22 protein-coding genes are annotated in these 25478 nt (G+C 56.6%); 12 read left to right on the top strand and 10 right to left on the bottom strand.

Translation table 11 applies throughout. The annotated features are described in order from the left end of the window. Positions 1–72 precede the first annotated feature (72 nt). Entirely contained in the window at positions 73–1047 is a 975-nt protein-coding gene (ycjG, locus tag ACCC84_RS05465) for an L-Ala-D/L-Glu epimerase (RefSeq protein WP_371901633.1), read from the top strand. An 18-nt stretch (positions 1048–1065) separates the two neighbouring features. On the opposite strand, the gene mpaA is transcribed toward ycjG, so the two are convergent. Further along, on the bottom strand, positions 1066–1773 hold the full coding sequence (gene mpaA / locus ACCC84_RS05460; protein ID WP_273868342.1) for a murein tripeptide amidase MpaA: 708 nt from the start codon (positions 1771–1773) through the stop codon (positions 1066–1068). 175 nt (positions 1774–1948) lie between these two features. Here mpaA and ACCC84_RS05455 point away from each other — a divergent pair, with 175 nt between their 5' ends. The 4 genes from ACCC84_RS05455 (at position 1949) to zntB (ending at position 6141) form a co-directional block, all read left to right on the top strand. Continuing rightward, the gene (locus tag ACCC84_RS05455; protein ID WP_371901632.1) at positions 1949–2899 is read left to right on the top strand and encodes an NADP-dependent oxidoreductase; all 951 of its coding nucleotides are present in this window, start codon (positions 1949–1951) and stop codon (positions 2897–2899) included. Between the two features lie 64 nt (positions 2900–2963). Beyond that, a complete protein-coding gene (locus ACCC84_RS05450) occupies positions 2964–3314 on the top strand; it encodes a hypothetical protein (RefSeq protein ID WP_004962638.1) in 351 nt (116 codons plus the stop codon). 154 nt (positions 3315–3468) lie between these two features. Continuing rightward, the gene (locus ACCC84_RS05445; RefSeq protein ID WP_039992716.1) at positions 3469–5100 is read left to right on the top strand and encodes a peptide ABC transporter substrate-binding protein; all 1632 of its coding nucleotides are present in this window, start codon (positions 3469–3471) and stop codon (positions 5098–5100) included. Between the two features lie 57 nt (positions 5101–5157). Next, complete coding sequence (gene zntB / locus ACCC84_RS05440; protein WP_004962642.1) at positions 5158–6141, top strand: zinc transporter ZntB; 984 nt, start codon at positions 5158–5160, stop codon at positions 6139–6141. 244 nt (positions 6142–6385) lie between these two features. Here zntB and ACCC84_RS05435 read toward each other — a convergent pair whose 3' ends face one another. The 3 genes from ACCC84_RS05435 to nifJ all read right to left on the bottom strand — a co-directional run bounded on the left by ACCC84_RS05435 (position 6386) and on the right by nifJ (position 11636). After that, positions 6386–6784 (bottom strand): VOC family protein, encoded by a 399-nt coding sequence (locus ACCC84_RS05435; RefSeq protein ID WP_004962647.1) that lies wholly within the window; start codon positions 6782–6784, stop codon positions 6386–6388. 145 nt (positions 6785–6929) lie between these two features. Next, a complete protein-coding gene (gene ttcA / locus ACCC84_RS05430; protein ID WP_004962649.1) occupies positions 6930–7868 on the bottom strand; it encodes a tRNA 2-thiocytidine(32) synthetase TtcA in 939 nt (312 codons plus the stop codon). Between the two features lie 234 nt (positions 7869–8102). Beyond that, positions 8103–11636, bottom strand: a complete 3534-nt coding sequence (gene nifJ, locus ACCC84_RS05425; RefSeq protein WP_371901631.1) for a pyruvate:ferredoxin (flavodoxin) oxidoreductase — start codon at positions 11634–11636, stop codon at positions 8103–8105. A 230-nt stretch (positions 11637–11866) separates the two neighbouring features. Between nifJ and ACCC84_RS05420 the strand changes: the two genes are divergently transcribed. Next, positions 11867–12199 (top strand): SMR family transporter, encoded by a 333-nt coding sequence (locus ACCC84_RS05420; protein ID WP_004962655.1) that lies wholly within the window; start codon positions 11867–11869, stop codon positions 12197–12199. Positions 12200–12538: 339 nt separating this feature from the next. Continuing rightward, entirely contained in the window at positions 12539–12799 is a 261-nt protein-coding gene (locus tag ACCC84_RS05415; RefSeq protein WP_004962659.1) for a putative hemolysin, read from the top strand. Between the two features lie 35 nt (positions 12800–12834). Here the strand turns inward: ACCC84_RS05415 and hslJ are convergent, their stop codons facing one another. Next, on the bottom strand, positions 12835–13272 hold the full coding sequence (hslJ, locus tag ACCC84_RS05410; protein ID WP_004962662.1) for a heat shock protein HslJ: 438 nt from the start codon (positions 13270–13272) through the stop codon (positions 12835–12837). A 12-nt stretch (positions 13273–13284) separates the two neighbouring features. Then, a complete protein-coding gene (locus ACCC84_RS05405) occupies positions 13285–14277 on the bottom strand; it encodes a 2-hydroxyacid dehydrogenase (RefSeq protein WP_004962665.1) in 993 nt (330 codons plus the stop codon). A gap of 519 nt (positions 14278–14796) precedes the next feature. On the opposite strand from ACCC84_RS05405, the gene ACCC84_RS05400 reads away from it, so the two are divergent. The 3 genes from ACCC84_RS05400 to ACCC84_RS05390 are packed head-to-tail and all read left to right on the top strand — an operon-like array spanning position 14797 to position 17938. Then, complete coding sequence (locus tag ACCC84_RS05400) at positions 14797–17409, top strand: YdbH family protein (RefSeq protein ID WP_371901630.1); 2613 nt, start codon at positions 14797–14799, stop codon at positions 17407–17409. Further along, on the top strand, positions 17406–17603 hold the full coding sequence (locus ACCC84_RS05395; RefSeq protein WP_004962669.1) for a YnbE family lipoprotein: 198 nt from the start codon (positions 17406–17408) through the stop codon (positions 17601–17603). The genes ACCC84_RS05400 and ACCC84_RS05395 overlap by 4 nt, the downstream gene beginning before the upstream one ends. Before the next feature lie 11 nt (positions 17604–17614). Then, complete coding sequence (locus tag ACCC84_RS05390; protein WP_004962673.1) at positions 17615–17938, top strand: YdbL family probable chaperone protein; 324 nt, start codon at positions 17615–17617, stop codon at positions 17936–17938. Between the two features lie 143 nt (positions 17939–18081). Here the strand turns inward: ACCC84_RS05390 and ACCC84_RS05385 are convergent, their stop codons facing one another. Further along, complete coding sequence (locus ACCC84_RS05385; RefSeq protein WP_039992084.1) at positions 18082–18687, bottom strand: FMN-dependent NADH-azoreductase; 606 nt, start codon at positions 18685–18687, stop codon at positions 18082–18084. Between the two features lie 264 nt (positions 18688–18951). On the opposite strand from ACCC84_RS05385, the gene hrpA reads away from it, so the two are divergent. After that, positions 18952–22839: an ATP-dependent RNA helicase HrpA gene (hrpA, locus tag ACCC84_RS05380; protein ID WP_371901629.1), complete on the top strand. Its 3888-nt coding sequence runs from the start codon at positions 18952–18954 to the stop codon at positions 22837–22839. A 49-nt stretch (positions 22840–22888) separates the two neighbouring features. On the opposite strand, the gene ACCC84_RS05375 is transcribed toward hrpA, so the two are convergent. The 3 genes from ACCC84_RS05375 to asr all read right to left on the bottom strand — a co-directional run bounded on the left by ACCC84_RS05375 (position 22889) and on the right by asr (position 24267). Continuing rightward, positions 22889–23710: a trypsin-like serine peptidase gene (locus tag ACCC84_RS05375; RefSeq protein ID WP_039992085.1), complete on the bottom strand. Its 822-nt coding sequence runs from the start codon at positions 23708–23710 to the stop codon at positions 22889–22891. Positions 23711–23839: 129 nt separating this feature from the next. Continuing rightward, positions 23840–23920 carry a small membrane protein YdgU gene (ydgU, locus tag ACCC84_RS23780; RefSeq protein WP_458575476.1) on the bottom strand — a complete coding sequence of 27 codons (81 nt, stop codon included), beginning with the start codon at positions 23918–23920 and terminating at the stop codon, positions 23840–23842. 71 nt (positions 23921–23991) lie between these two features. Further along, entirely contained in the window at positions 23992–24267 is a 276-nt protein-coding gene (asr, locus tag ACCC84_RS05370) for an acid resistance repetitive basic protein Asr (RefSeq protein WP_088499701.1), read from the bottom strand. A 164-nt stretch (positions 24268–24431) separates the two neighbouring features. Between asr and ACCC84_RS05365 the strand changes: the two genes are divergently transcribed. Continuing rightward, positions 24432–25346, top strand: a complete 915-nt coding sequence (locus ACCC84_RS05365; protein WP_198773050.1) for an alpha/beta fold hydrolase — start codon at positions 24432–24434, stop codon at positions 25344–25346. The last annotated feature ends 132 nt before the right edge of the window (positions 25347–25478 follow it).

Genomic DNA, 25478 nt, shown 5'->3' with positions numbered 1-25478 from the left:
AAATAGTTGTATATATTAGAATACATCCGCGTACTGGCGTCACAGGGTGCGTTTTTTCATTCAGGAGCCACGATGAGAAGCATGCATTTTTATCCTCAATCCTGGCCATTGCGTAGCGCGTTCGTTATCGCGCGCGGCAGCCGCACGCAGGCCGACGTAGTGGTGGTGGAAATCGAGCAGCAGGGCGTGTGCGGTATTGGTGAATGTACGCCATATCCGCGCTACGGTGAAAGTGAAGGTTCCGTGATGGCGCAACTGGCGGCGATGGTGTCGGCGATCGAAGGCGGTGTTACGCGCGCTCAACTGCAACAGCTGATGCCGGCCGGCGCGGCGCGCAACGCGCTGGATTCGGCATTGTGGGATCTGGAGTGTCGGCAGCAGGGCGAAAGTCTGTGGCAACGCAGCGGTATCAGCGCGCCGCAACATATTACCATGGCACAAACCGTCAGTATCGCGACGCCGGAGGCGATGGCCTTTGCCGCCTTGGAGCTGTATCACCAAGGCGCCACGCTGTTAAAAATCAAGCTGGACGACCATTTAATCAGCGAGCGGTTGGTGGCCATTCGCGGCGCGGTGCCGAAGGCGACGCTGATCGTCGATGCCAACGAGTCGTGGCAGGCAGAAGGGCTGGCGGCGCGTTGCCAACTGCTGGCAGATCTGCAGGTGGCGATGCTCGAGCAGCCGCTGGCGGCCCACGAAGACCAGGCCTTGGAAAACTTTATTCACCCGTTGCCGATCTGTGCTGATGAAAGTTGCCATACCCGCGACGACCTGCCGACGCTGGCCGGTCGCTATGAAATGGTGAATATCAAGCTGGATAAAACCGGAGGGTTGACCGAAGCACTGGCGTTGGCGGCACAGGCGCGTCAACAGGGACTGGCTATCATGCTTGGCTGCATGTTATGCACCTCGCGGGCGATAAGCGCCGCGCTACCGTTGGTGCCGGGCGCGCGTTTTGTCGATCTTGACGGGCCGACCTGGTTGGCGCAGGACGTTGAACCGGGGCTGGATTTTGCCTGCGGCGCTATTCGGCTGGAGAGTGAATAACGCCGCCGTAGGCCGCCGTTAATCCGGATAAACCAGCAGTTCGATCATGGCGTCCAGGTATTTTTCGCTGGCTTCATCGGCCGAAATGGGCGGGAATTCGGCGGTGATACAGGGCAATGACAGATCGGCGCACCAACTGCCAAACGAACCGGGGGTTTCGTAACCGACGCTGCTGACCAGCGGCAGGGCGAATTTATGTGACAACCATACGCCAAGATGTGAGCTGTCAGGATCTTCGATACAGGCCAAAGGCTCATGAAAAGACACCACCCAGCGCGGTTTCAAGCGGTGGATCAAATGGCATAACGCCTGAGTTTCCGGCTCGGAACCGGGGCGACCGCCGGTAGAAAGCTTGACGTCACGGCTAGACGCCGCGCTGTTCCAGCGATAAACCGTATCCCCGGAGCGCCAGTTGGCGGCGGGGAAGTTACGGTTGAGATCGACGCCGTTGGCATTGGCCCGCAGACCCAACTGGCAACCGTCCGGATTGACCGCCAAAATGACGTGATGGCGTAACCTGGCCGGCGAAATGCTGCGTAGCGCGCAAGACAGCGTAACCACGGCGGCATTCTCATCGCCATGCGTTCCGGCGATCACCAGTCCTGTTTCCGGGCCGCTGACCGCAGCCGGAAAATACAGCAGCGGTGCGCCTAACAACGATTTCCCGTAACTTTCTCCTGCAACGGCCAATTGGCCACGTTCACTGCGTGGTCGCTGTTGAATCATGGTGTGGTCCCGTAGTGCCAATGTAAGTTAAGACGATTGTTATTTTATTCAGTGTATTACGCTTTGGTGCAACTTTCCCAGCGCAATGTTTCACCCTGCTGGAAATCCTTGTCCATAATGTAAACAGTGTCAATTTGCTGACAGCGTTATCACTCACCGAGACTCAGGAGCGTTGATGAAAGCGATAGCCGTGACAAAAATCGGCGCAGAACCACAGGAAATCGAGCTGGCCAAGCCGGTTGTCAAACCAGGTCAGATCCTGGTGAAGCTGGCGGCGGCCGGGTTGAATCCGTTCGACTGGCGGGTGGCGGAGGGTTTGCTGGAGGGTAAGCTGCCGCATATTTTCCCCTTGGTGCTGGGCGTTGACGGCGCCGGCGAGGTGGAAGCCATCGCGCCAGACGTTACGCGTTTCCGGCCCGGCGATCGCCTGGTCGGCAGCTTTCTGTTCGGCGTGGTGGGCGCCGGCAGTTATGCGCAATATGCGGCCATCGATCAGCATGCGGCGTTGGCGCGGGTACCGGATGCCGTTAGCCTGAACGCTGCTGCCGCGTTGCCGGTGGCCGCAGGCGCGGCGTTGAAAGCGCTGGAAAAACTGGCATTACCGGCAGGTTCGCAGGTGGTTATCGTCGGTGCTAGCGGCGGCGTAGGGCGCTTTGCCGTGCAGTTGGCCAAATTGCAGGGGCTGACGGTTATCGCCACCGGCGCAGCGGATAGCCGCGCCAGCCTACATACGCTGGGGGCCGACGTGGTAATCGATCACCACCAGGCACCGCTGGCGCAGCAGTTGTTACAACGTTATCCGCAGGGCGTTGATGGCATCATCGATCTGGCAAGCGACGTCGACGGCTTCAGCGCGTTATTGGTCAGCGTACATCATGGCGGCGCGGCGGTTAGCACCCTGGGGGCGGCACTACCCGATCGACTCAGGCCGCGCGGATTGCATGGCGGCAATCTCAACGCGCAGATCAACGCCGAAGAACTGGCGTTATTGGTAGAAAAAGTGGCGCGTGGCGAATTGCAGATCCCGCTCGAGCGCATGGTGTCCATCCGCCAGGCGCCGGCAATGCTGGCTGCCAGCAAGGCCGGCGGCGCGCGTGGTAAAACCGTGCTGAATATTGACTGGTAGCGCCGGCATCGAGGCTTGATATACTGATGTCATGCCAAGCCGATAACCAGAAAGAGGATGTTATATGCCAGTTGCCCGAGTAATTGCCCATTACAGTGAAAATACCCAGGATACTATTACCCTGCTGTGCGGCGTCGATGATGAAAACCAGATCCGCCAGGGCGAGTGGTTCGGCGTTGTGAAGAATGACGACGGTCGTGGTGATGAATCCAACTATCCGTTTACCCTGCACGTGGATTACCAACGGGACGCGTTCTATCTCGATTACGGCTATGACGACGTGGACGCGCGTCAACTGCAAAATACCGACATTCATCAACGCCCGTTGGCGGAAAAAGGTGTATTTACCATTTTCGATGAAGAAGAGGGTGAAGAGTTCAGTTATCAGATTACCAGCGTGCATTTGTACGATTGATTATCCTGCCGTTATACCGATACCCGCGCCTGTCGCGGGTATTTTTTATCGTTTGTCGCCCAGTTTTTAAATCTAGTTGCTCTCTGGCTATAGGTCTGCGCGATCTTGTGCTATATGATAAATAATTCAGATGGTTAACTCGGGATGATTGATGATGGCGATAAAAATAATTCAACGGCGTTTTCGTTTGGCGTGTTGTGCCGTAGCGGTCAGCACCAGCTTTAGCGCCACAGCCGCACAGGTACCGGCCGGCACCGCGTTGGCCGAAAAACAGGAAATTGTTCGCCACATCAAAGACGAGCCGGCCTCGCTCGATCCCATCAAAGCGGTGGGTCTGCCAGAAGCGCAGGTTGCTCGCGACTTATTCGAGGGATTGGTCAATCAGGACGCACAGGGCAAAGTGATACCCGGCGTCGCCACCGGCTGGAAAAGCAGCGACAATCAAACCTACATTTTCACCCTGCGTAAAGATGCGCGTTGGTCCAACGGTGACCCTGTCACGGCTGAGGATTTCGTTTACAGCTGGCGACGGTTGGTCGATCCTGCCAGTCTGTCGCCTTTTGCCTGGTTCGCACAGCTGGCTGCTATACAAAACGCCGAGGCGATCATCGCCGGCAAAATGCCCGCCGACCAATTGGGTGTGACGGCAGTGGATAAATACACGCTGAAGGTGCAGTTGAATAAGCCGGTGCCATATTTTGTCAGTCTGACGGCTAACTTCAGTTTGTTCCCAGTACCGAAAGCGGTAGTAGAAAAATATGGTAATGACTGGACTCGAGTCGGCAATCTGGTGGGCAATGGTGCCTTCACGCTACAGCAGCGGGTGGTCAATGAAAAACTGGTGCTGGTGCCAAACCAGCACTATTGGGACCATGCACATACCGTGTTGAATCAAGTCACTTTTGTGCCGATTAATCAGGAATCCAACGCCACCAAGCGTTATCTGGCGGGGGATATTGATATCACAGAATCATTCCCGAAAAATATGTACCAGAAGCTGCTGAAGGACATCCCGGGGCAGGTGTACACGCCGGATCAGCTCGGCACCTATTATTACGCCTTCAATACTCAGCGCGCGCCAACTAACGATCTGCGGGTGCGCAAGGCCTTGTCCTATGCCATCGACCGCAAGATCATTGCCGAAAAAGTGCTGGGTACCGGTGAAAAACCGGCTTATCACTTTACGCCGGACGTTACCGCCGGGTTTAAGCCACAGCAAAGCCTGTTGCAGCAACAGTCGCAGGATGAACTGGATGCGCAGGCCAAAGCGCTGATGCAGGCAGCGGGTTACGGTCCAGGCAAGCCGCTAACGTTGACGTTGCTGTATAACACCTCGGAAAGCCATCAGAAGATTGCCATCGCGGTGGCCTCGATGTGGAAGAAGAAGCTCGGCGTAGAGGTGAAATTGCAAAACCAGGAGTGGAAAACCTATATCGACAGCCGCAATACCGGCAACTTCGACGTGGTGCGCGCGTCCTGGGTCGGCGATTACAACGAAGCCTCGACCTTCCTTTCGCTGCTCGGTTCCAGCCATAGCGGCAACATCGCCAAATTCCGCAACGCCGATTACGATCGCGTACTGGAACAGGCCAGCCGCCAGACTCAACCGTCTGCGCTGAATGCCGATTACAACAAGGCAGAGCAGATCATTGCCGACCAGGCGCCGATTGCGCCGATATATCAATACACCAATGGTCGGCTGATCAAACCCTGGGTGAAAGGCTACCCGATCACCAACCCGGAAGACGTGGCTTACAGCCAAACGATGTATATCATCAAACATTGATTGACCACGCGCCAATGCGCAGCTTAACGCGAGTAGAAGACGACGAGAGGACATGCAATGGATGTCATTGCCGGCAATGCGCTGCAAGTTTCTGACGCGGTCTATGCTTTTCAGCTGGACGGCAAAGGCGGTGTAACGCCGATTGAACCCGACGATAATATTACCTGTACCGCGCCGAGCTGGCTGCATCTGGATTATGCGCATCCTGCCAGTGCGCAGTGGTTGGCCACCACGCCGCTGCTACCGGATAGCGTACGCGAAGCGCTGTCTGGGGACAGCACACGACCGCGGGTAACGCGGCAGGGGGACGGCACCATGATAACTTTGCGCGGTATCAACTTTAACGCCAATTCGCGACCCGATCAGTTGGTGACGTTTCGGGTATACATTACCGACAAAATGATTATCTCGACGCGTCATCGCAAGGTGTATTCGATTGATGAAGTGGTCAATGATTTACAGTCCGGCGTAGGGCCGACCAACAGCGGCAGTTGGCTGGTGGAGATTTCCGACGGGCTGACCGACCACGCCAGTGAATTTATTGAAGATCTGCACGACAAGATTATCGATCTGGAAGACGCGTTGCTGGAGCAGCAAATCCCCGAACGCGGCCAACTGGCGTTGATTCGCAAACAATTGATTGTGCTGCGGCGTTATATGGCACCCCAGCGGGATGTGTTTTCGCGCCTGGCCAGCGAGCGTTTGCCGTGGATGAGCGACGACGACCGGCGGCGGATGCAGGACATTGCCGACCGTCTTGGCCGTGGGCTTGACGATCTGGATGGCAGCATTGCACGCACCGCGATCCTGTCGGATGAAATCACTACCGTTATGGCGGATGCCATGAACCGGCGCACCTATACCATGTCATTGCTGGCGATGGTGTTTCTGCCGACAACCTTCCTCACCGGCCTGTTCGGCGTCAACCTTGGCGGCATTCCAGGCGGTAGCGATCCGCTGGGTTTTGCGGCATTTTGCCTGATGCTGGTGGCGCTGGTGCTTGGCGTGGCCTGGTGGCTCAGGCGCAGTCGTTGGCTGTAGCACCAGGTCGTCTGGACAGTTTGTCTGGCAAAAAGCGAGGTAAACCCTGACAACATTGAGCGATATCAACATTTGCCGGGACAAAGTGCGGCATGATCTCTCTCGCAGGTGAATGCAACGTCAAGCGATGGGCGTTGCGCTCCATAATTGTCTTACTTTCTTATTTTAGAATTACTGCATAGCATATTTGATTCATACCATGCCGGTTTAAACACCGGCATTTTTTTGTCTGTCGTGCGGCAAATCAGCCGGCAGATTCATCCCAGAAGCTGGCTTCTATCTTGTGTCCGTCCAGATCGCGCACGAAACAGCCGTAATATTGGGCACCATAATGCGGCCGCGAACCCGGTGCGCCGTCATCTTGTGCGCCGGCCTGCAGCGCCTGTCGATAAAACTCGTCAACCTGCTGTTTGCTGGTGGCGAAGAAACCGACGTGAATGCCGTTGCCGATGGCGGCCGGTTTACCATTGATTGGCGTTTGCAACCAGAACTCCGGGTAATCGCGACCGTAACCGATGGCACCAGGGTGTTCCAATACGCGTCGGCAGCCTAGTGCGCCAAGCACCCGATCGTAAAACTCTGCAGCCTGGTCAAAGGCGTTGGTTCCCAACGAAACGTGGGACAAGCAAGGGGTGATGTTCATCGTCAATCTCCAGTTAACTGTACAAATAAACAGTACACCCGGACGCTGACAATGTCAGATGATTTTTGCTTGAATTGTGAGCGAGCTCGAAAACAGCTCGGCAGGGGGGGAACTCCATCGACGCACCGCCGATGGAGCAGGGTAATTATTTGATTTCCAACACGTTAAGCCGTTGTGGTACCACGCTGGCGTCATCGGACTCTTCCGGCTGCCAGCCGATGGGCTGCATTGGCAGGTCTTCACGATCGAACGCCAGATCGCCGCCGTTGACCACTTCGCTGCCGTGACGAATGCCCTTGAAATCGAACAGTTCGGTATCACACAGGTGTGACGGCACCAGGTTCTGCATGGCGCTGAACATGGTTTCGATGCGGCCAGGATAACGCTTGTCCCAATCGCGCAGCATATCGCCAACCACCTGGCGTTGCAGGTTCGGCTGCGAACCACACAGGTTGCAGGGGATAATCGGATACTCTTTGGCGATGGCGAAACGCTCGATGTCTTTTTCACGGCAATAGGCCAACGGGCGGATCACCACGTGTTTACCGTCGTCGCTCATCAACTTCGGCGGCATGCCTTTCATCTTCCCGCCGTAGAACATGTTGAGGAACAGCGTTTGCAAAATGTCATCGCGGTGGTGGCCAAGCGCGATTTTTGTCGCACCAAGTTCGCTGGCGGTGCGGTACAGAATGCCGCGGCGCAGGCGCGAACACAGTGAACAGGTGGTTTTGCCTTCAGGGATTTTCTCTTTCACGATGCCGTAGGTGTTTTCTTCGACGATTTTATATTCGACGCCCAGGCCGTCCAGATAGGCTGGCAAAATGTGTTCCGGGAACCCTGGCTGTTTCTGATCGAGGTTAACCGCAATCAGCGAGAAATTGATCGGCGCGCTTTGCTGAAGGTTGCGCAGAATTTCCAACATGGTGTAGCTGTCTTTACCGCCGGACAGGCAAACCATGATGCGGTCGCCTTCTTCAATCATATTGTAATCGGCAATCGCTTCGCCGACGTTGCGGCGCAGGCGTTTTTGCAACTTGTTGAGGTTGTACTGCTCTTTTTGACTAACTGATTGTTTATCTGACATTTAAATCGTGCTCGTTCTCATGTTGGGGCTCTATTGGCGCAGCATTTTTTTCGTTGGCAAGTTTAGCATTTATCAGTAACTGGTTCATGATTCATTGCATCAATCAACACGCCATAGAGATGTGGCGTGTATGGTACGGATTGTACGGACGAATGCCAGCCGTTTTAACTGACGTGCTGCTTTATCCTTGTCAGCGATTGCCTTGAAGCGCTCGGTAGCACGCCAAGGCGGCGGTCATTCGGCGGCGGATTTTTCCGCCTTGCCGGCCAGCAGACTGAGAAAGTCGTATTTTTCCTTCAGTTGTTGTTCCGCCTGTTGGTACAACGCATCGGCGACCTCCGGCTGCTGGCTGTTCAGGCGACGGAAGCGCTGCTCCTTAAGCAGGGTAGCGCTCAATTCGCTGTTCGGCGGGCGCGAATCTAGAGCCAGCGCCGCCTTACCTGCATCTGCGCGTCGCGGATCGAACCGATACAGCGGCCAGAAACCGGTGGCGGTCAACTGCTTCATCTGATCGTGACTGAGCGCCAGGTCATAGCCGTGTTCTTCGCATGGACTGTAGGCAATGATCAATGACGGTCCGGGATAGGATTCCGCCTCCTGAATGGCTTTTACCGTTTGGTTGAGCTGCGCGCCGAGCGAGATTTGCGCCACGTAGACATGACCATACATCATCATGCTGATCCCCAGATCTTTGCGTGCCTTGCGTTTGCCGTGCTCGCCGAACTTGGTTACCGCACCGAGTGGCGTGGCTTTCGACTGCTGGCCGCCGGTGTTGGAATAGCATTGGGTATCCAGCACCAGCACATTGACGTTTTCCGTCAGGCTCAGCACGTGGTCCAGGCCACCGAAGCCGATGTCATAAGCCCAACCGTCTCCGCCGATAAGCCAGATGGATTTGTCCACCAGATAATCGGCATCGCAGGCCAACTGCCGCGCGTCTTCGCCCTCGACATCAGCCAGCAGGCTGCGCAAGGTGGCAATTTGCTGACGGCGTGGCTCTGGCGCGACGTCGGTCAGTTGCAAACCGTTGACCAGTTCAACCGGCAACTGCGGCGCCAGCGTTTCCAGCAGCCGCAGCACGCGTTGGCGATGCTGGTCGACCGTCAGGCGGAAGCCCAGACCGAATTCGGCGTTGTCTTCAAATAACGAGTTGGCCCATGCCGGCCCACGCCCTTGTGCATTGGTGGTATATGGCGTGGTCGGCAGATTGCCGCCGTAGATCGATGAGCAGCCGGTGGCGTTGGCAATCAGCAGCCGATCGCCGTACAGCTGGGTCAGCAGTTTGATATAGGGGGTTTCGCCGCAGCCGGAGCAGGCGCCGGAATATTCGAACAGCGGGGTAATCAGCTGCGATGTACGAATGTCGATACGTTCAAGCTGCGCCGGATCGATTTCCGGCAGTTGCAGGAAGAAATCATAATTGGCTTTTTCGACCGCCAGGTTGTCCAGTCGCGAGGCCATATTGATCGCTTTAATCGACGGATCCTGCCGATCCTTGGCCGGGCAGACCTCCACGCACAGGTTACAGCCGGTGCAGTCTTCCGGCGCGACTTGCAAAAGATACTTCTGGCCACGCATGTCGCGCGCCTTGACGTCCAGCGATTGCAGGCCGGCTGGCGCATCGGCGATGGCCTCGGGTGCGACCACTTTGGCGCGAATGGCGGAGTGCGGGCAGGCGGCGACGCAGTGGTTGCACTGGGTGCACAGTTCGGCTTGCCAGATCGGCACCTGTTCGGCAATGTTGCGCTTTTCCCACTGGGTGGTGCCGACCGGCCAGGTACCGTCTGGCGGGAAGGCGGAAACCGGCAGGCTGTCACCCAGCCCGGCCAGCATGGCGGCAGTGACCGTTTTGACAAAGTCTGGTGCGGTGTCGGCAACCACCGGCGGGCGCATCGCGCTGTGTGGGTCGACCGACTGCAGCGGGATTTCCTGCAGCGCCAGACGCGTTGCCGCCAGCGCCTGCCAGTTGCGTTCGACAATATCCGCCCCCTTGCTGGCGTAGCTGTGAGCAATAGCATCCTGCAGTTGCTGCAGCGCGACGTCGTTCGGCAGAATTTGTGTCAGTTGGAAGAACGCCATTTGCATCACGGTATTGATACGGGCGCCGAGTCGGCATTCTCGCGCCAGCCTGGCAGCATTGACAATATAGAAACGCGCCTGACGCTGACACAGCAGCGCCTGTACTTCCTGGGGCAGCCGCGCCCATACCTCATCGGCATCGTAGGGCGTATTCAGCAAGAAAATGCCGCCAGGTTTGAGCCGTTCCACCATCTGGTATTTGTCGATAAATTGCGCCTGATGACAACCGATGAAATCGGCCTGCGCAACCAGATAAGCGGAATTTATTGGCCGTTCGCTGACCCGCAGATGCGACACCGTCAGACCGCCGGCCTTTTTCGAGTCATAGACGAAATAGCCCTGGGCAAACATCGGGGTCGCGTTGCCGATGATTTTGATGTTGTTTTTGGTCGCTGACACGCTACCATCGCTGCCCAGGCCGTAGAACAGCGCTTCCAGCGTGGCGTGCGAGGGCGGCAGTGGATCGCCGATGGGCAGCGACAGGCCGCTGATGTCGTCGAAAATACCGACCGTGAAGCGCGGCCGCGGATCGGTTAGCGCCAATTCGGTAAACACCGCCAGCGCGCAGTCCGGACCAAATTCTTTTGACGATAGGCCATAACGCCCGCCGATGACCCGCGGCAGCGTAGGGCGTTCACCGCGACTGAAGGCCTCGGCCAATGCGGTCATGACGTCCAGATACAGCGGTTCGGCCAGGGCGCCGGGCTCTTTGGTGCGATCCAGTACCGCAATGTTTTGCGCGCTGGCGGGCAGCGCCTCAAGCAGATCGGCGGCGTAGAACGGCCGATACAGCCGTACCTTCACCATGCCGACTTTTTCGCCGCGCGCCAGCAGGGTATCGATCGCTTCTTCGCAGGTGCCGATGGCGGAGCCCATCAACACCACCACGCGCTCGGCCTGCGGATGGCCGTAATAGTCAAACGGCTGGTAGTGGCGGCCGGTCAGTTCGGCGAACTTTTGCATGGCGTCGCCAACGTGTTCGCGAGTTTGGCTGTACCATGGATTGGTGGCTTCACGTGCCTGGAAATAGGTATCCGGGTTGGCGGAGGTGCCGCGCACCACCGGACGTTCCGGCGACAGCGCCCGATGGCGGTGGTCATCAATGGCATTCTGCGGCAGCATCTGGCGCAGCGTATCGTCACTTAACGGCACGATCTTGTTGATTTCGTGAGAGGTGCGGAAACCATCAAAGAAATGAATAAACGGAATGCGGCTATTGAGGGTCGCCGTCTGGGCGATCAGCGCAAAATCCTGCGCTTCCTGCACCGAGCTGGCGCACAACATGGCGCAGCCGGTTTGCCGAACCGCCATCACGTCGGAGTGATCGCCAAAGATCGACAGCGCGTGGGTGGCTACGGTACGGGCTGCCACGTGCAGTACAAACGGCGTGAGTTCACCCGCCAGTTTATACAGCGTGGGGATCATGAGCAGCAACCCCTGCGATGAGGTGAACGACGTCGACAATGCCCCGGTTTGCAAGGCACCGTGTACGGTGGCGATCGCTCCACCTTCGGACTGCATTTCCACCACCCGCGGTACGTCGCCCCAAATGTTTTTGCGCCGATCGCCAGACCAGGCGTCGGCCTGTTCGGCCATGGTGGAGCTGGGGGTGATAGGGTAGATTGCGATAACTTCATTGGTGCGATAAGCCACCGACGCAACGGCATTGTTGCCATCTGTAGTGATCATTTCATTGCCTATATAAATAACGTCGTAGTCATCGGCAAAGTCTAGCAGAGGCTATTTGGCTCACTTTATCACGATTGTGTGACGTGGCTTTTAGTGCTCAGCTGCAGTTGTAAATTTATATTTCTCAGCGTCAGAGGATTATTTTATCGATAAATGTCATCGCCGGTTAACGCCAATATATTTAAACACTGTCATAATAGGCAGACCGCAATTAACGCAAGAGCACAACAATGAACGGATTTATCTACTTAACCATGGCGATTATCGCCGAAGTGATTGCCACCACCATGCTCAAGGCTTCTGAGGGATTTACCCGATTGTGGCCGTCGTTGGTGGTGGTGGTCGGCTATGGCGTGGCTTTCTGGGGCTTGTCGATGGTGGTGAAAACCATGCCATTGGGTATCGTTTATGCCATCTGGTCGGGAATGGGAATTGTGCTGGTGTCGATTGCCGCGGTGTTTGTTTATAACCAGAAATTGGATTGGCCGGCAATTATTGGCATGGGGTTAATAATCGCCGGCGTTTTGGTCATTAATTTGTTATCAAAAACCAGCGCGCATTGAAGATTATTTTCTATTCCAACGGCGTTGAATTAAGTGGGGGCCGTTGGCGCACGGCGGGTTGCCCCTGAAGCTGGTCTGGTGGCGAGCCGAGCGATGCCCGACGGCGAGTGGCGGCGTCGGCCGGTAGCGGGGGGCGGTACCGGCGGTGTGCTCAATGGCCGGATACGCCGTCATGGCCGGTTGCCGTGCGGTGAAAAATTAATCTGATAATTGCCGATTTATATTCTCATTATTTAACCAACAGGCTAGATTAAATAAGTTTGTTGCAACATTTAATATACGTGTCCACCAAGAGGCTCGCAGGTTACCACAGCACAATAACGGATTCAGGAGAAAACAATGGCAATGCATAACGGGTGGCTGGCTGGCGCCGTTCTGGTATTGGCTGCATGCAGCAGCAATAATGATGAACCGCAACAGCAGGGGACTAGCGCCAAAATCAATCATTTACCTACCAGTGCGCACTGCGCGAACGTGGGCGGCACCACCACGATTGCCCATCTGCTCAATGGCGAAACGGTTAGAATGTGTCAAATGCCGGACGGCAAGCAATGCGAGGAGTGGGCACTAGGCCAGGGAGCCTGTTCGGGAGCCGGGTGAGGCTAACCCAGGCTGAATCCAGCCTGGGTGGGTGATCATTGCACCCAGTCTTTCAGGGTATACACCAGCGTATGCGTGCCGTCGCTCAGCGTCAGCTGTTGCTGTTGCAGTGTGACCTGCGCGCCATTGTGCAGCACTTGAGTAATAATGCCGTCCCATTGGTTACGCTGCGCATCGCTGCACAGCATGCGTGTCATCGCCAGGTTTTTGACCGTCAGCACGCCGTGTTGCAATTGCCCGAAGCCGGAAAAACGGTTGCACATGACGCCCGACACATGCAGCCGTTCGCCGAATTCAAGGCTCGGTCCCCGGCCCTGTGTGGCGTTGGCCGTCACACCGTCAACGCTTTGCAACACAAAGTTGTGATGTTGCAGATCGCTGGCGACCACCACCGGCTGCGCTGATTCTGTCGTTTGCATGGCACAACCGCCCAATAACACGCTGGCCAGTGCCAGAGGTAATAACCGGGTCATTCTGCTCTCCTTTCAGGCATTCAACTGGTTGGCGCAGGGTTCACCACGCGCCAGTTGATCGACATTTTTAAGCGTGGTTTCAGAAATGCTGGTCAGCGCTTCTTCTGTCAGGAACGCCTGATGGCCGGTAAACAGCACGTTATGGCAGGCAGAGAGACGGCGGAAAACGTCATCCTGAATCACGTCGTTGGATTTGTCTTCAAAGAACAGATCCCGCTCGTTCTCATACACGTCCATCCCCAGTGCACCAATTTTCTGCTGCTTCAGCGCATCGATGGCCGCCGAGGAGTCAACCAATCCACCGCGGCTGGTATTGATCACCATCACGCCGTCTTTCATCATCGAAAACGCCTCGGCGTCGAGCAAGTGATGGTTTTCCGCCGTCAACGGACAGTGCAGGGTAATGACGTCGGACTGGGCGTACAGCGTTTTCAGATCGACATACTCGGCGCCCAGCTCCAGCGCCTGGGCGCTAGGGTAGGGATCGTAGGCCAGCAGCTTCATGCCGAAGCCTTTCAGGATGCGCATGGTCGCTACGCCGATTTTGCCGGTACCGATCACGCCGGCGGTGCGGTTATGCATATTGAAACCGATCAGGCCTTCCAGCGAGAAGTTGGCGTCTCGGGTGCGCTGGTAGGCGCGATGAATACGGCGATTCAGGCACATCATCAGGCCGACGGCATGTTCGGCCACCGCTTCTGGCGAATAGGCCGGCACGCGCACCACATCGATGCCCAGCGCTTTCGCTGCGTCCAGATCGACATTGTTAAAACCGGCACAGCGCAGTGCAAGGATTTTGACGCCTTGGGCTGCCAGCTCTTCCAGCACTTCGCGGCTGCCATCGTCATTAACGAAGATGCAAACCGCTTTGCAGCCAGTGGCGGTTTTTGCGGTTTTTTTGCTGAGCAGAAAGTCAAAAAATTCCAGCTCGAAACCAAACTGCTGGTTTACCAGCTCAAGATATTTACGGTCATACTGTTTAGTGCTGTATATCGCCAGTTTCATCGTGGTTTCTCCACCGTTGATTTACGCTAAGTTTAAAGGGATTTTCCATTTTTGACAATCACTTAGCGGCATTGTCCGCTGGCGTTGAGCGGCAGCGCGCCCAATGGCGATCGCCTTGGTAATAGTAAGCGTAGCAACGGCCGCGACGGATGGCAGCGTCGGGATGAACCGGATGAAAGGCAAAAAAATCCCCACGTAACCGGTGGGGGAATAGGCTTCTTCACATATACCCGCCGCAGTGAGGTGCGCGAATATACAACTTACTTATAATAATCATTGCAAGACTATTAATCATTGTGCGTAATCACAATAATAAAAGTCTGAAACGACGGTGGCGCAAACGGATAATCTGTAAGAAAAAACCACCAAAGCAGGATAGTCATCGGTCAAATACGCCGAATTCACCGCCGGAGCGGCGGGTTGCCTTCCCGCTACCGCAAATTCATGCCATCATTATCGTCCTTTCTGGCATACACTTAACCGCGGGCGTGCCGTACTCAGGACTGAAACAATCATTTAATGACTAAGCGATTGAAAGTATTCATAGGGATTGTGGCTTGCATGGTGATCCTGCCGTTCACCCTATGGCAAACGCTGCCACACTGGTTGCCACGGGTGGTGGCTCATTGGCTGCCGTCCGGTAGCCAACTAGTAATGAAAGGGCCGTTGCAATGGCAGCAGGGCGGTTTGTCGCTGGCAGGGGCGCAGTTCAAGGCGCAGGACTGCCTGTTGGCCGACATCGGGCCGACACGCCTGCGCTATAGCGCTGGCCGATGGCAACTGGTCAGCGACCAGCTCAGCGTCGATAGCGCCTGCCTGTCCTCGCTGCCTGGCGGCGATGCCAGTGACGCCACGCTGACGCTGGATAAACTGCAGCAGCAATTGCCGCAGTTGGAGATGACCGTTGGCGAACTGAAGCTGCTGCCGTGGCAACGCTACGCTGGCAAACTGCAACTAGGCTCCAGTGCTAATGGCCAGCAGTTGCATTACACCGGCAAAAATCTTAGCGTCGACGCCGTCTTGGATCGGCAACAACGGCTCAGCGTACGTCAACTGATTGTGGTGCCCCCCAATAGCAGTGAACCATTACGCCTTAGCGGGCAAATCGCCATTCCGCTCGATCTGCACAGCATGCCACAGCAAGGGACGCTACAGGGTGAAATGCAGACCGGCTACCTGGATCAGCCGTTGTTGATGGCGGTGCACTGGCAACAGCGTCAGGGTGTGGTAACGCTAACCGAAAAGGGCGACGATCGGCCATTGGCGACGCTGCCGTGGGCGGTTGATGCTCATCAGATCAGCATTTCCAAGGGGGAATGGCGTTGGCCGTATATCGACCAACCGCTGAATGGCGGCATCAGCGTTGCGCTGCACGATTGGAGCAAGGGGTTCGATGAAACCCAGATCAGCGCGCGACTCAACGTCATCACCGCCGGTCACAACGGCAAAGGCAATGCGGTACTGACGCTCGGGCCGGGCACCATTGGTCTGACGCAGAGCGATCTCGGTTTCCAACTGACCGGCCAGGCCAATTTGGCGGATTATTCATTGACTGCATCAATCCCTGGGATCCTCAGCGGCTCGATCCTCAATCCGACGCTGGTGCTGCAACCAGGTTCGCTATTGCGTGCCTGGGGTAACGCTACGCCGGAAATGCGGCTCGAAGAGGCGCGCCTGCCGCTGGCCGGGGTGAAGGTGACCGCCGCCGGCATCACCGGTCGTTTGCAGGCGATTATCCGCGCCAGCGATGACTATTGGGGGCAGGTCAAGCTGCATCTGGACGGTAAGGCGCAGGATTTCTGGCCCGATCACGGTCACTGGCAATGGCGCTACTGGGGCCGCGGCGACATGCCACCGCTGCTGGCGGCGTGGGACGTGGCCGGTAACGGCAGTTGGCATGACAGTACGCTGACCCTTGAGCGCCTTTCTACCGGATTCGACAAGCTGAAATACGGCATGGTCACGGTCAATGCGCCACGTTTGACGCTGAATAAACCGCTACGCTGGCAGCGTGACCAGACGCAGCCGGCATTTGATGGCGATTTGAAACTGGTGGCTGACAGCGTCAGATTCACCGACGGTGGGCATTTACCGCCGTCGACCCTCAACCTGCAACTGCAGGGCAGCGATCCGAATAATTTCCAGTGGCAGGGCAAGCTGGATGCGCAGGAAATAGGGCCAATCGCGCTGCGCGGCCGTTGGGACGGCGAGCGACTGCGTGGCGAAGGCTGGTGGCCAAAGCAGCGCTTGGCGGTGTTCCAACCGCTGATTTCACCGGATCTGAATATTGCTCTGCGTGACGGCGAGTTTTATGCCCAGACGGCGTTTTCTGCTGCACGCGTGCAAGGCTTTGAGGCCGGTGGCCACTGGGTGGTCAGCAATGGCGGTATGTGGCTGAAAGACGGCGAAATGAGCGGACTGGATTTCGTCATGTCCTATCGGCTTAAAAATCATCTGTGGCAGCTTGGCGCCAAACAGCCAGTGACGTTGCGGATTAAATCGCTGAGCAACCTGTTTGAGATGCAGAACATTACCGCCGATCTGCAGGGAACATACCCTTACAGCGAACGGATGCCGCTGACGCTCAGCAACCTTGGCGTTGATATGCTCAATGGCCGTATCAGCCTGTCGGCATTGCGTTTTCCGCAGCATGACGCCGCGGTGCTGAAACTGGACAATGTCGATCTCAGCGCGCTGTTTACGGTATTGAAGCCCAAGCAGTTCGCCATGTCCGGGCGGGTCGACGGCGAACTGCCGTTGTACCTTAACCATCCCAAATGGCTGGTGCGCAACGGTTGGATCGCCAATGCCGGCACTCTGACACTGCGACTGGACAAGGATATGGCGGATGCCATCGCCGGTAACAATCTGGCGACCGGCGCGGCGATCGACTGGTTGCGCTATATGGAAATCAACCGTTCGCAGGCTCGGGTCGATCTGGATAATCTGGGCGAGCTGAGCCTGCACGCGAAAATCGACGGGGTCAATCCGCTGAAAAGTGCCAAACGAGAGGTTATTCTGAACTATAGCCATCAGGAAAACGTGTTTCAGCTGTGGCGCAGCCTGCGCTTTGGCGACAATCTACAGGAGTGGCTGGAGCAGGCACTCGCAGAACCTGGGGAACAACCATGAGAATCATCACCGGGCCAGTATTGGCTGCCGTGGTCAGCGCGTTTTTGCTTAACGGTTGCGTGCCGCGCATTGAAGTGGCGACGCCGAAAGAGCCGATTACCATCAACATGAACGTCAAGATAGAACATGAAATCCACATCAAAGTGGACAAAGACGTGGAAACCATGCTGAAAAACCGCAGCGATCTGTTCTAGGAGCCGACAGAATGAAAAAAAGAGTGTTATGGCTGATGGCTATCGGTGGGTTATTCAGCAGCATGGCGATGGCGTTAACGCTGGATGAAGCCAAAACCCAGGGGCGACTGGGCGAAACGCTGAGCGGTTATGTCGCACCGGTAAAGCAGGACGCGCAAACGCTGGAACTGGTCAGCCGTATCAATAACGGGCGTAGCGAACAGTATCAGCAAGTGGCGCAGGCCAATCACATCACCATTGACCAGGTGGCGCGCATGGCCGGGCAGAAACTGGTGGCGCGCGCGCAGCCAGGGGAATATGTCCGTGGCATCAATGGCCAGTGGCTGAAAAAGTAACCCAATCCGTGCACGCTGCTGCGTAACAGCACAGCGGCAATACCCCACCAGGTGATGCGATAGCGGGTAAAAAAAAGCCGCTCAGGCTTGGCTGAACGGCGGGGATCTGGCGGCAATCTGTGGCGCTGGCGCCCGGGCCAATATTAGGCGGTAACCACTTGCGCCAGTAACGCTTTGGCATCTTCCTGTGCTTTGGTTGCCACGTCCGGGCCGTAGGCGATGCCTTCGGCAAACACGAACTCAACCTCGGTAATGCCGATAAAGCCCAGGAACAGGCGCAGGTATGGCTCAACCAGATCGGTCGGCGTACCTTTGTGAATGCCACCGCGGCTGGTCAGGATGATGGCGCGTTTGCCTTTCACCAGGCCTTCCGGACCGTTTTCGGTGTAACGGAAGGTCACGCCGGCGCGGGCAATCAGGTCAAAATAGTTCTTCAACTGGGTCGGGATGTTGAAATTATACATCGGCGCCGCCATAACGATGGTGTCGTTGGCCTGCAGTTCGGCGATCAGTGCGTCGGACAACGCCAGCGCTTCCTGCTGACGTGGCGTCAACGGGGCATCGGAAGGGCGCAGTGCGCCAACCAGTTCGCCATCCAGCACTGGAATCGGGTTGGCAGCCAGATCACGCACGGTGATGGTGTCGCCGCCGTGGGTTTGGCTCCATTGCTCGATGAAAAAGTCGGCCAGTTGGTTAGACTGAGAGTAGGTCGCCAGGATGCTTGATTTGAGTACCAGTACGTTGCTCATCGGTAATTCCTTAATGACAGTGAAATCAGGACTCGGTGTCCCTCGCATGGATTACACTCTAGGCATCTTTTTCCAACAGGGATAGCGGAATATTTCGAGACCTTTGTTCGATTTTATTGAACAACTTTCCGCGCGCTAAGCAGAGGAATTATGGGCAGAAAACAGCGTGTGATACCCTGTACGTCTATTGCTGAAAAATAGCTAAAATCATTCTATACCGTTACCGGCAGCGCGTCCGGCAGCGTGAAACAAGGAATACCGAACGTGAAATCTTCGCTCGCGGCATTGTCATCGCAATTGGATGATCTGATGCTCCGTGATCAACAGCGTCTCCAGCGTCGGCTGCTTGGCGCACGAAAAGTCAAAAATCCCGAAGCTCTGCAGGCCGTCGCCGCCGAGATCGAACACGACATCGCCGCCGCGTTGCAGAAAGTGCAATCGCGTGCCGCCTCATGTCCAGATATCCGCTATCCGGCGAACCTGCCGGTCAGCCAGAAAAAACAGGAGATCCTCAAGGCGATCCGCGACCATCAGGTGGTGATCGTTGCCGGGGAAACCGGCTCGGGCAAAACCACCCAGTTACCGAAGATGTGCCTGGAACTCGGGCGTGGGGTCAAAGGGTTGATCGGCCATACCCAGCCGCGCCGGCTGGCGGCGCGTACCGTCGCCAACCGCATTGCCGATGAGCTGGACACACCACTCGGTGGCAGCGTCGGCTATAAAGTGCGTTTTAACGATCAGGTAGGTGAGCAGTCGCTGGTCAAACTGATGACAGACGGCATCCTGCTGGCGGAAATCCAGCAGGATCGGCTGCTGATGCAATACGACACGCTGATTATCGATGAAGCGCATGAACGCAGTCTGAATATTGATTTCATTCTTGGTTATCTGCGCGAACTGTTGCCCAATCGCCCGGATTTAAAGGTGATCATAACCTCGGCAACCATCGATCCCCAGCGTTTTTCCCGCCACTTCAACAATGCGCCGATCGTCGAGGTTTCCGGGCGTACCTATCCGGTTGAAGTGCGTTATCGACCGGTAGTTGACGACGCCGATGATGGCGAGCGCGATCAGCTGCAGGCGATTTTCGATGCGGTAGACGAACTGGGGCGCGCCGGGCCGGGAGATATCCTGATCTTTATGAGCGGTGAGCGTGAAATTCGCGACACCGCCGATGCGCTCAGCCGGCTCAATCTGCCGCACACCGAGGTGTTACCGCTGTATGCACGGCTGTCGAACAGTGAGCAGAACCGGGTATTCCAGTCGCACCACGGTCGTCGCATCGTGCTGGCGACCAACGTAGCGGAAACTTCGCTCACCGTACCGGGCATCAAATACGTGATCGATCCCGGCACTGCGCGCATCAGCCGCTACAGCTTCCGCACCAAAGTACAGCGCCTGCCGATAGAACCGATATCCCAGGCGTCGGCCAACCAGCGTAAAGGGCGTTGCGGTCGCGTTTCGGAAGGGATTTGCATTCGTCTGTATTCGGAGCAGGATTTCCTGTCGCGACCGGCGTTTACCGACCCGGAAATCCTGCGAACCAACCTGGCTTCGGTCATTTTGCAGATGACGTCGCTGGGTCTTGGCGATATTGCCGCATTCCCGTTCGTTGAAGCGCCGGATAAGCGCAACATCCAGGATGGCGTCCGGCTGCTGGAAGAGCTCGGTGCGATCAACACGCTGGAAAATGGCCATTACCAACTGACGCCGCAGGGGCGACAGCTGGCGCAGTTGCCGATCGATCCGCGTCTGGCGCGCATGGTGCTGGAGGCGCGTAACAGCGGCAGCGTACGCGAAATAATGATCATCACCGCCGCGCTGTCGATTCAGGATCCGCGTGAACGGCCGATGGACAAACAGCAGGCCTCCGACGAAAAGCACCGGCGCTTTGCCGACAAGGATTCGGATTTCATCGCCTTCGTCAACCTGTGGAACTACCTGCAAGAACAGCAGAAAGCGCTGTCATCCAGCCAGTTCCGCCGGTTGTGTCGTACGGATTATCTCAACTATTTGCGGGTGCGCGAATGGCAGGACATCTATACCCAACTTCGCCAGGTGGTGAAGGAACTGGGTTTGCCGATCAACAGCGAGCCGTCTGATTACCGCAGCGTGCATCTGGCGCTATTGACCGGTTTACTGTCGCATATCGGCCAGAAAGATGCCGACAAACAGGAATACAGCGGGGCGCGCAACGCGCGTTTTGCCATCTTCCCCGGTTCTGGACTGTTCAAGAAGCCGCCGAAATGGGTGATGGTGGCGGAACTGGTGGAAACCAGCAAATTGTGGGGGCGCATTGCCGCTCGCATCGAACCGGAATGGATCGAACCGCTGGCACAGCATCTGGTCAAGCACCACTACAGTGAGCCACACTGGTCGAAATCGCAAGGGGCGGTGATGGCCAGCGAAAAAGTGACGCTATTCGGCCTGCCGATCGTCGCCGCGCGGCAGGTCAATTACAGCAACCTCGATCCATTGCTATGCCGTGAGCTGTTTATCCGCCATGCACTGGTTGAGGGCGATTGGCAGACGCGCCACGCATTCTTCAGCGCCAACCTCAAGCTGCGCGCCGAAGTGGAAGAACTGGAACATAAATCACGCCGGCGTGACATTCTGGTGGATGATGAGACGTTATTCAGCTTCTACGACCGGCGTATTCCGTCGGACGTGGTGTCGGGACGTCACTTTGATCGCTGGTGGAAACAGACGGCACGGCAGCAGCCGGAGCTGCTGAATTTTGAAAAAGAGATGCTGATCAAGCAGGGTGCCAATCAGATCAGCGCGTTGGATTACCCGAACTTCTGGCATCAGGGCAACCTCAAGCTGCGGCTGACCTATCAGTTTGAACCGGGCACCGATGCGGATGGCGTCACGGTGCACATCCCGTTGGCGATCCTCAATCAGGTCGACGACGCGGGCTTTGAATGGCAAATCCCCGGTATTCGGCGCGAGCTGGTGATTGCGTTGATCAAATCGCTGCCCAAGCCGGTTCGCCGTAACTTTGTCCCCGCGCCAAACTATGCCGAAGCCTTCCTCGGCCGTGCCACGCCGCTGGAAATGCCGCTGCTGGACTCTCTGGAGCGTGAGCTGCGGCGCATGACTGGAGTGACGGTGTCACGTGATGATTGGCAATGGGATCAGGTCGCGGATCATTTAAAAATGACCTTCCGCGTGGTGGGTGACAAACACCAGACGCTGCGTGAAGGCAAGGATCTGGCGGCGTTGAAGCTGCAACTGAAAGAAAAAGTGCAGGAAACGCTGTCGGCGGTGGCGGATGACGGGCTGGAGCAAAGCGATCTGCATATCTGGAGCTTTGGCAAACTGCCAGAGTTTTATGAGCAGAAACGCGGCGGTTATTCGGTAAAAGCCTACCCGGCGCTGGTCGATGAAAAAGACAGCGTGGCGATCCGCCTGTTCGACAGTGAACAGGAACAACGGCAGGCCATGTGGCGCGGTACACGCCGCCTGCTGCTGCTTAACGTGCCGTCGCCCATCAAGTATCTGCACGAAAAACTGCCGAACAAGGCCAAGCTGGGGCTGTATTTTAACCCGTATGGTAAAGTGCTGGATTTGATCGACGACTGCATTTCCTGCGGTATCGACAAACTGATCGCCGAAAACGGCGGTCCGGTGTGGCAGGAGCAGGATTTTGCCCGCTTGCAGGAGCGGATCCGTGCCGATTTGAACGAGACGGTGGTTAACGTTGCCAAGCAGGTGGAGCAGATTCTGACCATGGTGTTCAACATCAACAAGCGGCTGAAAGGGCGGGTAGACATGTCGCTGGCCCTGGCGCTGTCGGATATTAAAACCCAGTTGAATGGATTGATCTATCGCGGCTTCGTCACCCAGAACGGCTGGAAGCGTTTGCCGGACACGCTGCGTTATCTGCAGGCCATCGAACGTCGATTGGAGAAGCTGGCGATCGATCCACATCGCGACCGTGCGCAGATGCTGCGGGTTGAGCAGGTACAGCAGGCCTGGCAGCAATGGCTGAACAAACTGCCGCCAAAGCGCCGTGACGATGACGAGGTGAGGGAGGTGCGCTGGATGATTGAGGAACTGCGCGTTAGTCTGTTTGCCCAGCAGCTAGGGACACCGTACCCGATTTCCGACAAGCGTATTTTGCAGACCATCGAACAGCTGTCGGGCTAGCCCGACAGGGCGAGTAGCCCGCCGCCGGGAGCAAATTACCGGCTGCGGGCTATTTTTTTGCCGCCAGGTTGCGTAACTGTTGATAAATGGCGGTGACCGCCAATGCCCGGTTATCGGCGCGGTAGCGGTCTTTCGCCGCCGGTGCCGAGCTTTGGATGGCGATCAGTCGCCAGCCGTCAGCGGTTTTCAGCAATAACGGGGAACCACTGTCGCCCGGCAGCGTGTCGCACTGGTGCGACAACACCCCTTGCTGCGCCCAGCCGGTAACCTTGCAATTCTGATGGCTGTACAAATCGTCCAGATGATCCTCCGGATAACCGGCCTGGGTAATCAGCCGCCTGGCCTGTTTCATCGCTTGCGTCAAGGCTTTGCTGTCACCTTGCCACAGCGGTAGCGGCCTGACCGGCAGCGGTGCGGGATCTTTCAGACGGATAAGAGCAAAATCATAGGCAGCCGCCGAGGGTGGCACAATCCAGCCGTCACCATCCGGTTTGAGTTTTTTGCCCAGTCGAGGGTCAACCAGCGTTTCGATATTTTCGGTTTGATAGGCCCAGCCGTTATGCCGAGCGATAAAGCGTAGCGCTATTGCCTTGTCCAGGGCTCCAGGCGGCGCCAGCACGCAGTGTCCTGCGGTCAACGCCAAATGCGCGGAAATCAGCGTCGCGGTACACAGGTTACCGCTGGCGGTTTCTAGCTGGCCAATGGCCTGCCAGGGCCAACCGTCAGTATCGCTGACTTTGATACGATCATCTTTGCCGAAAAACAGCCGGGTTTGCTCGGCCATTAAGGTATCGGAAGGGCTATCTGGCCACGCAGGCCAGGTCATCACAAGCGGAAATGAGCACAACAACATTAACACGGATCTGCGCATAGATCTTTCGCCTGATAAATACGGGTCATCCATAAACTCATTGAATGTTCACTATAGACTGAAATCATCATTCTGGGGATGGTCGGTAATTGATTTTTCGATAAATTTTTATGCGTTACGCCAGGAAAATCACAGATAAAAAATCGTGGCGATCAGCCCGCAGGCAATCAGGGCGATCAGGATGATTTCGAATAAATAACGACGCAGCATCAATGAGAACCCCCGATAAAAAACACCCGGAGAACCGGGTGTGACACAAGGTGGCTGAGGTTAGGCCGCAATCAGGCTGCCGGTGTGCTGGATGCTTTCTTATGGCTGGCTTTTTTATGCTGCTTTTTGGCCGCCTGGGCTTTCTGAGCTGGCGCTTTTTTAGCGCTGGCCTTCACCTGTTTCTTGGCGGCCTGGGCCTTCTGTTCGGTGGTTTTCTTGGCATGGTGTTTGGTGACGTGCGACGATTTAACCGGTGCGCTATGCGCGGTGGTGGCAGCGTCGGCAGCAAACGCAACCGAAGACAAACCCATTGCCGCAGCAACAACCAGAGCGAATACTTTCTTCATGATTACATCCTCAAATGATGGTTTATCTATCAACCCCACAGCGGGGCCGGTGAAAAAATCATAGAGCAATGCCTCAGTGCGTTCCGTGAGTGATTGGTTTCGGCGTGTAACCTTATGTACGTGCGCTACAATAGTGGCTCGATGACCATGATAAAGGACTGTTTATGCAGCAGATAGCGCTACGAAAAGGGCTGACGGACAACGGCGAACTGCCGATCGCCTATGAAGATTGGGGAGATCCTTCTCATCCGCCGCTACTGTTGATTATGGGGATCGGGGCGCAGATGCTGCTGTGGCCGGATGCGTTTTGCCGCGATCTGGTAGAGAAAGGGTTTCGGGTGATTCGTTTTGATAACCGCGACGTTGGACTTTCCGGTAAAACCCAGCAGCGCCGCCGCCAACCGTTGTGGTGGCTGATGATACGCGCGCAACTGGGCTGGCAAAGCGAAGTGCCTTACTGTCTGGAAGACATGGCGGCCGACGCGGTGTCGCTGCTCGATTACCTGCAGATAGCGCAGGCGCACGTGGTCGGCGGCTCAATGGGAGGGATGATAGCGCAAGTGCTGGCCGCCGAGCATCCAGATCGCATACAGACGCTGACCATTCTGTTTTCCAGCACCAACCAACCGCTGCTGCCTCCGCCGGCGCCGTCGCTGTTGCTCCATCTATTGCGGCGCCCGCCGACCAACGCCACGCCGCCGCAGCAGCATGCGTTTCTCAAGCAGCGTCTGGCGATGTTGGCCAGTAAAAGCTATCCGATGGACGCGCAGGAACTGGATGATTTGGTCACGCGCTTGCTGGAGCGGGGGGTGGATAACGAAGGCTTGCAGCGTCAGCTTTCCGCTTTACTGGGCAGTGGCGATCTGCGGCGTTATAGCCGTCGCATCCAGGCGCCTACGCTGGTGATTCATGGCAGCGCCGATCGCATGGTGCGCAAGGCCGGTGGACTGGCGGTCGCAGGTGCGATACCGGCGGCAAAATTACAGCTGATCCCCGAGATGGGACACGATCTGCCGCAGCCGTTAAGGCCGCTACTGGCAACGCTGATAGCCGAACACGCTACGCCCATCCAGCGTTGATTCACCGATGCGCCAGAGGGATTATCGGCGCTTGTCGGCTATTTTAGTTACAACATACATATGGAGAACACCCCGCCAGCCATCTGTGACTACGGCGAACAAGGTCACCGCCGTGGGTCATGAAACCCTGTC

It is taken from the genome of Serratia odorifera, assembly GCF_041448735.1.
Lineage (GTDB): Bacteria > Pseudomonadota > Gammaproteobacteria > Enterobacterales > Enterobacteriaceae > Serratia_F > Serratia_F odorifera.
This window is presented reverse-complemented; position numbering and strand designations above follow the sequence as displayed.

Bases quoted from the DNA above. Each gene is read 5' to 3' on its own strand.
- ACCC84_RS05450 (WP_004962638.1), top strand. From the start codon at position 2,964: ATGCCAGTTGCCCGAGTAATTGCCCATTACAGTGAAAATACCCAGGAT.
- ydgU (WP_458575476.1), bottom strand. From the start codon at position 23,920: ATGCTGCGTCGTTATTTATTCGAAATCATCCTGATCGCCCTGATTGCC.
- ACCC84_RS05400 (WP_371901630.1), top strand. From the start codon at position 14,797: ATGACTAAGCGATTGAAAGTATTCATAGGGATTGTGGCTTGCATGGTG.
- ACCC84_RS05395 (WP_004962669.1), top strand. From the start codon at position 17,406: ATGAGAATCATCACCGGGCCAGTATTGGCTGCCGTGGTCAGCGCGTTT.
- ACCC84_RS05385 (WP_039992084.1), bottom strand. From the start codon at position 18,687: ATGAGCAACGTACTGGTACTCAAATCAAGCATCCTGGCGACCTACTCT.
- ACCC84_RS05455 (WP_371901632.1), top strand. From the start codon at position 1,949: ATGAAAGCGATAGCCGTGACAAAAATCGGCGCAGAACCACAGGAAATC.
- ACCC84_RS05435 (WP_004962647.1), bottom strand. From the start codon at position 6,784: ATGAACATCACCCCTTGCTTGTCCCACGTTTCGTTGGGAACCAACGCC.
- ycjG (WP_371901633.1), top strand. From the start codon at position 73: ATGAGAAGCATGCATTTTTATCCTCAATCCTGGCCATTGCGTAGCGCG.
- mpaA (WP_273868342.1), bottom strand. From the start codon at position 1,773: ATGATTCAACAGCGACCACGCAGTGAACGTGGCCAATTGGCCGTTGCA.
- ACCC84_RS05415 (WP_004962659.1), top strand. From the start codon at position 12,539: ATGGCAATGCATAACGGGTGGCTGGCTGGCGCCGTTCTGGTATTGGCT.
- hslJ (WP_004962662.1), bottom strand. From the start codon at position 13,272: ATGACCCGGTTATTACCTCTGGCACTGGCCAGCGTGTTATTGGGCGGT.
- ACCC84_RS05375 (WP_039992085.1), bottom strand. From the start codon at position 23,710: ATGCGCAGATCCGTGTTAATGTTGTTGTGCTCATTTCCGCTTGTGATG.
- zntB (WP_004962642.1), top strand. From the start codon at position 5,158: ATGGATGTCATTGCCGGCAATGCGCTGCAAGTTTCTGACGCGGTCTAT.
- ACCC84_RS05445 (WP_039992716.1), top strand. From the start codon at position 3,469: ATGGCGATAAAAATAATTCAACGGCGTTTTCGTTTGGCGTGTTGTGCC.
- ttcA (WP_004962649.1), bottom strand. From the start codon at position 7,868: ATGTCAGATAAACAATCAGTTAGTCAAAAAGAGCAGTACAACCTCAAC.
- ACCC84_RS05405 (WP_004962665.1), bottom strand. From the start codon at position 14,277: ATGAAACTGGCGATATACAGCACTAAACAGTATGACCGTAAATATCTT.
- ACCC84_RS05420 (WP_004962655.1), top strand. From the start codon at position 11,867: ATGAACGGATTTATCTACTTAACCATGGCGATTATCGCCGAAGTGATT.
- asr (WP_088499701.1), bottom strand. From the start codon at position 24,267: ATGAAGAAAGTATTCGCTCTGGTTGTTGCTGCGGCAATGGGTTTGTCT.
- ACCC84_RS05365 (WP_198773050.1), top strand. From the start codon at position 24,432: ATGCAGCAGATAGCGCTACGAAAAGGGCTGACGGACAACGGCGAACTG.
- ACCC84_RS05390 (WP_004962673.1), top strand. From the start codon at position 17,615: ATGAAAAAAAGAGTGTTATGGCTGATGGCTATCGGTGGGTTATTCAGC.
- nifJ (WP_371901631.1), bottom strand. From the start codon at position 11,636: ATGATCACTACAGATGGCAACAATGCCGTTGCGTCGGTGGCTTATCGC.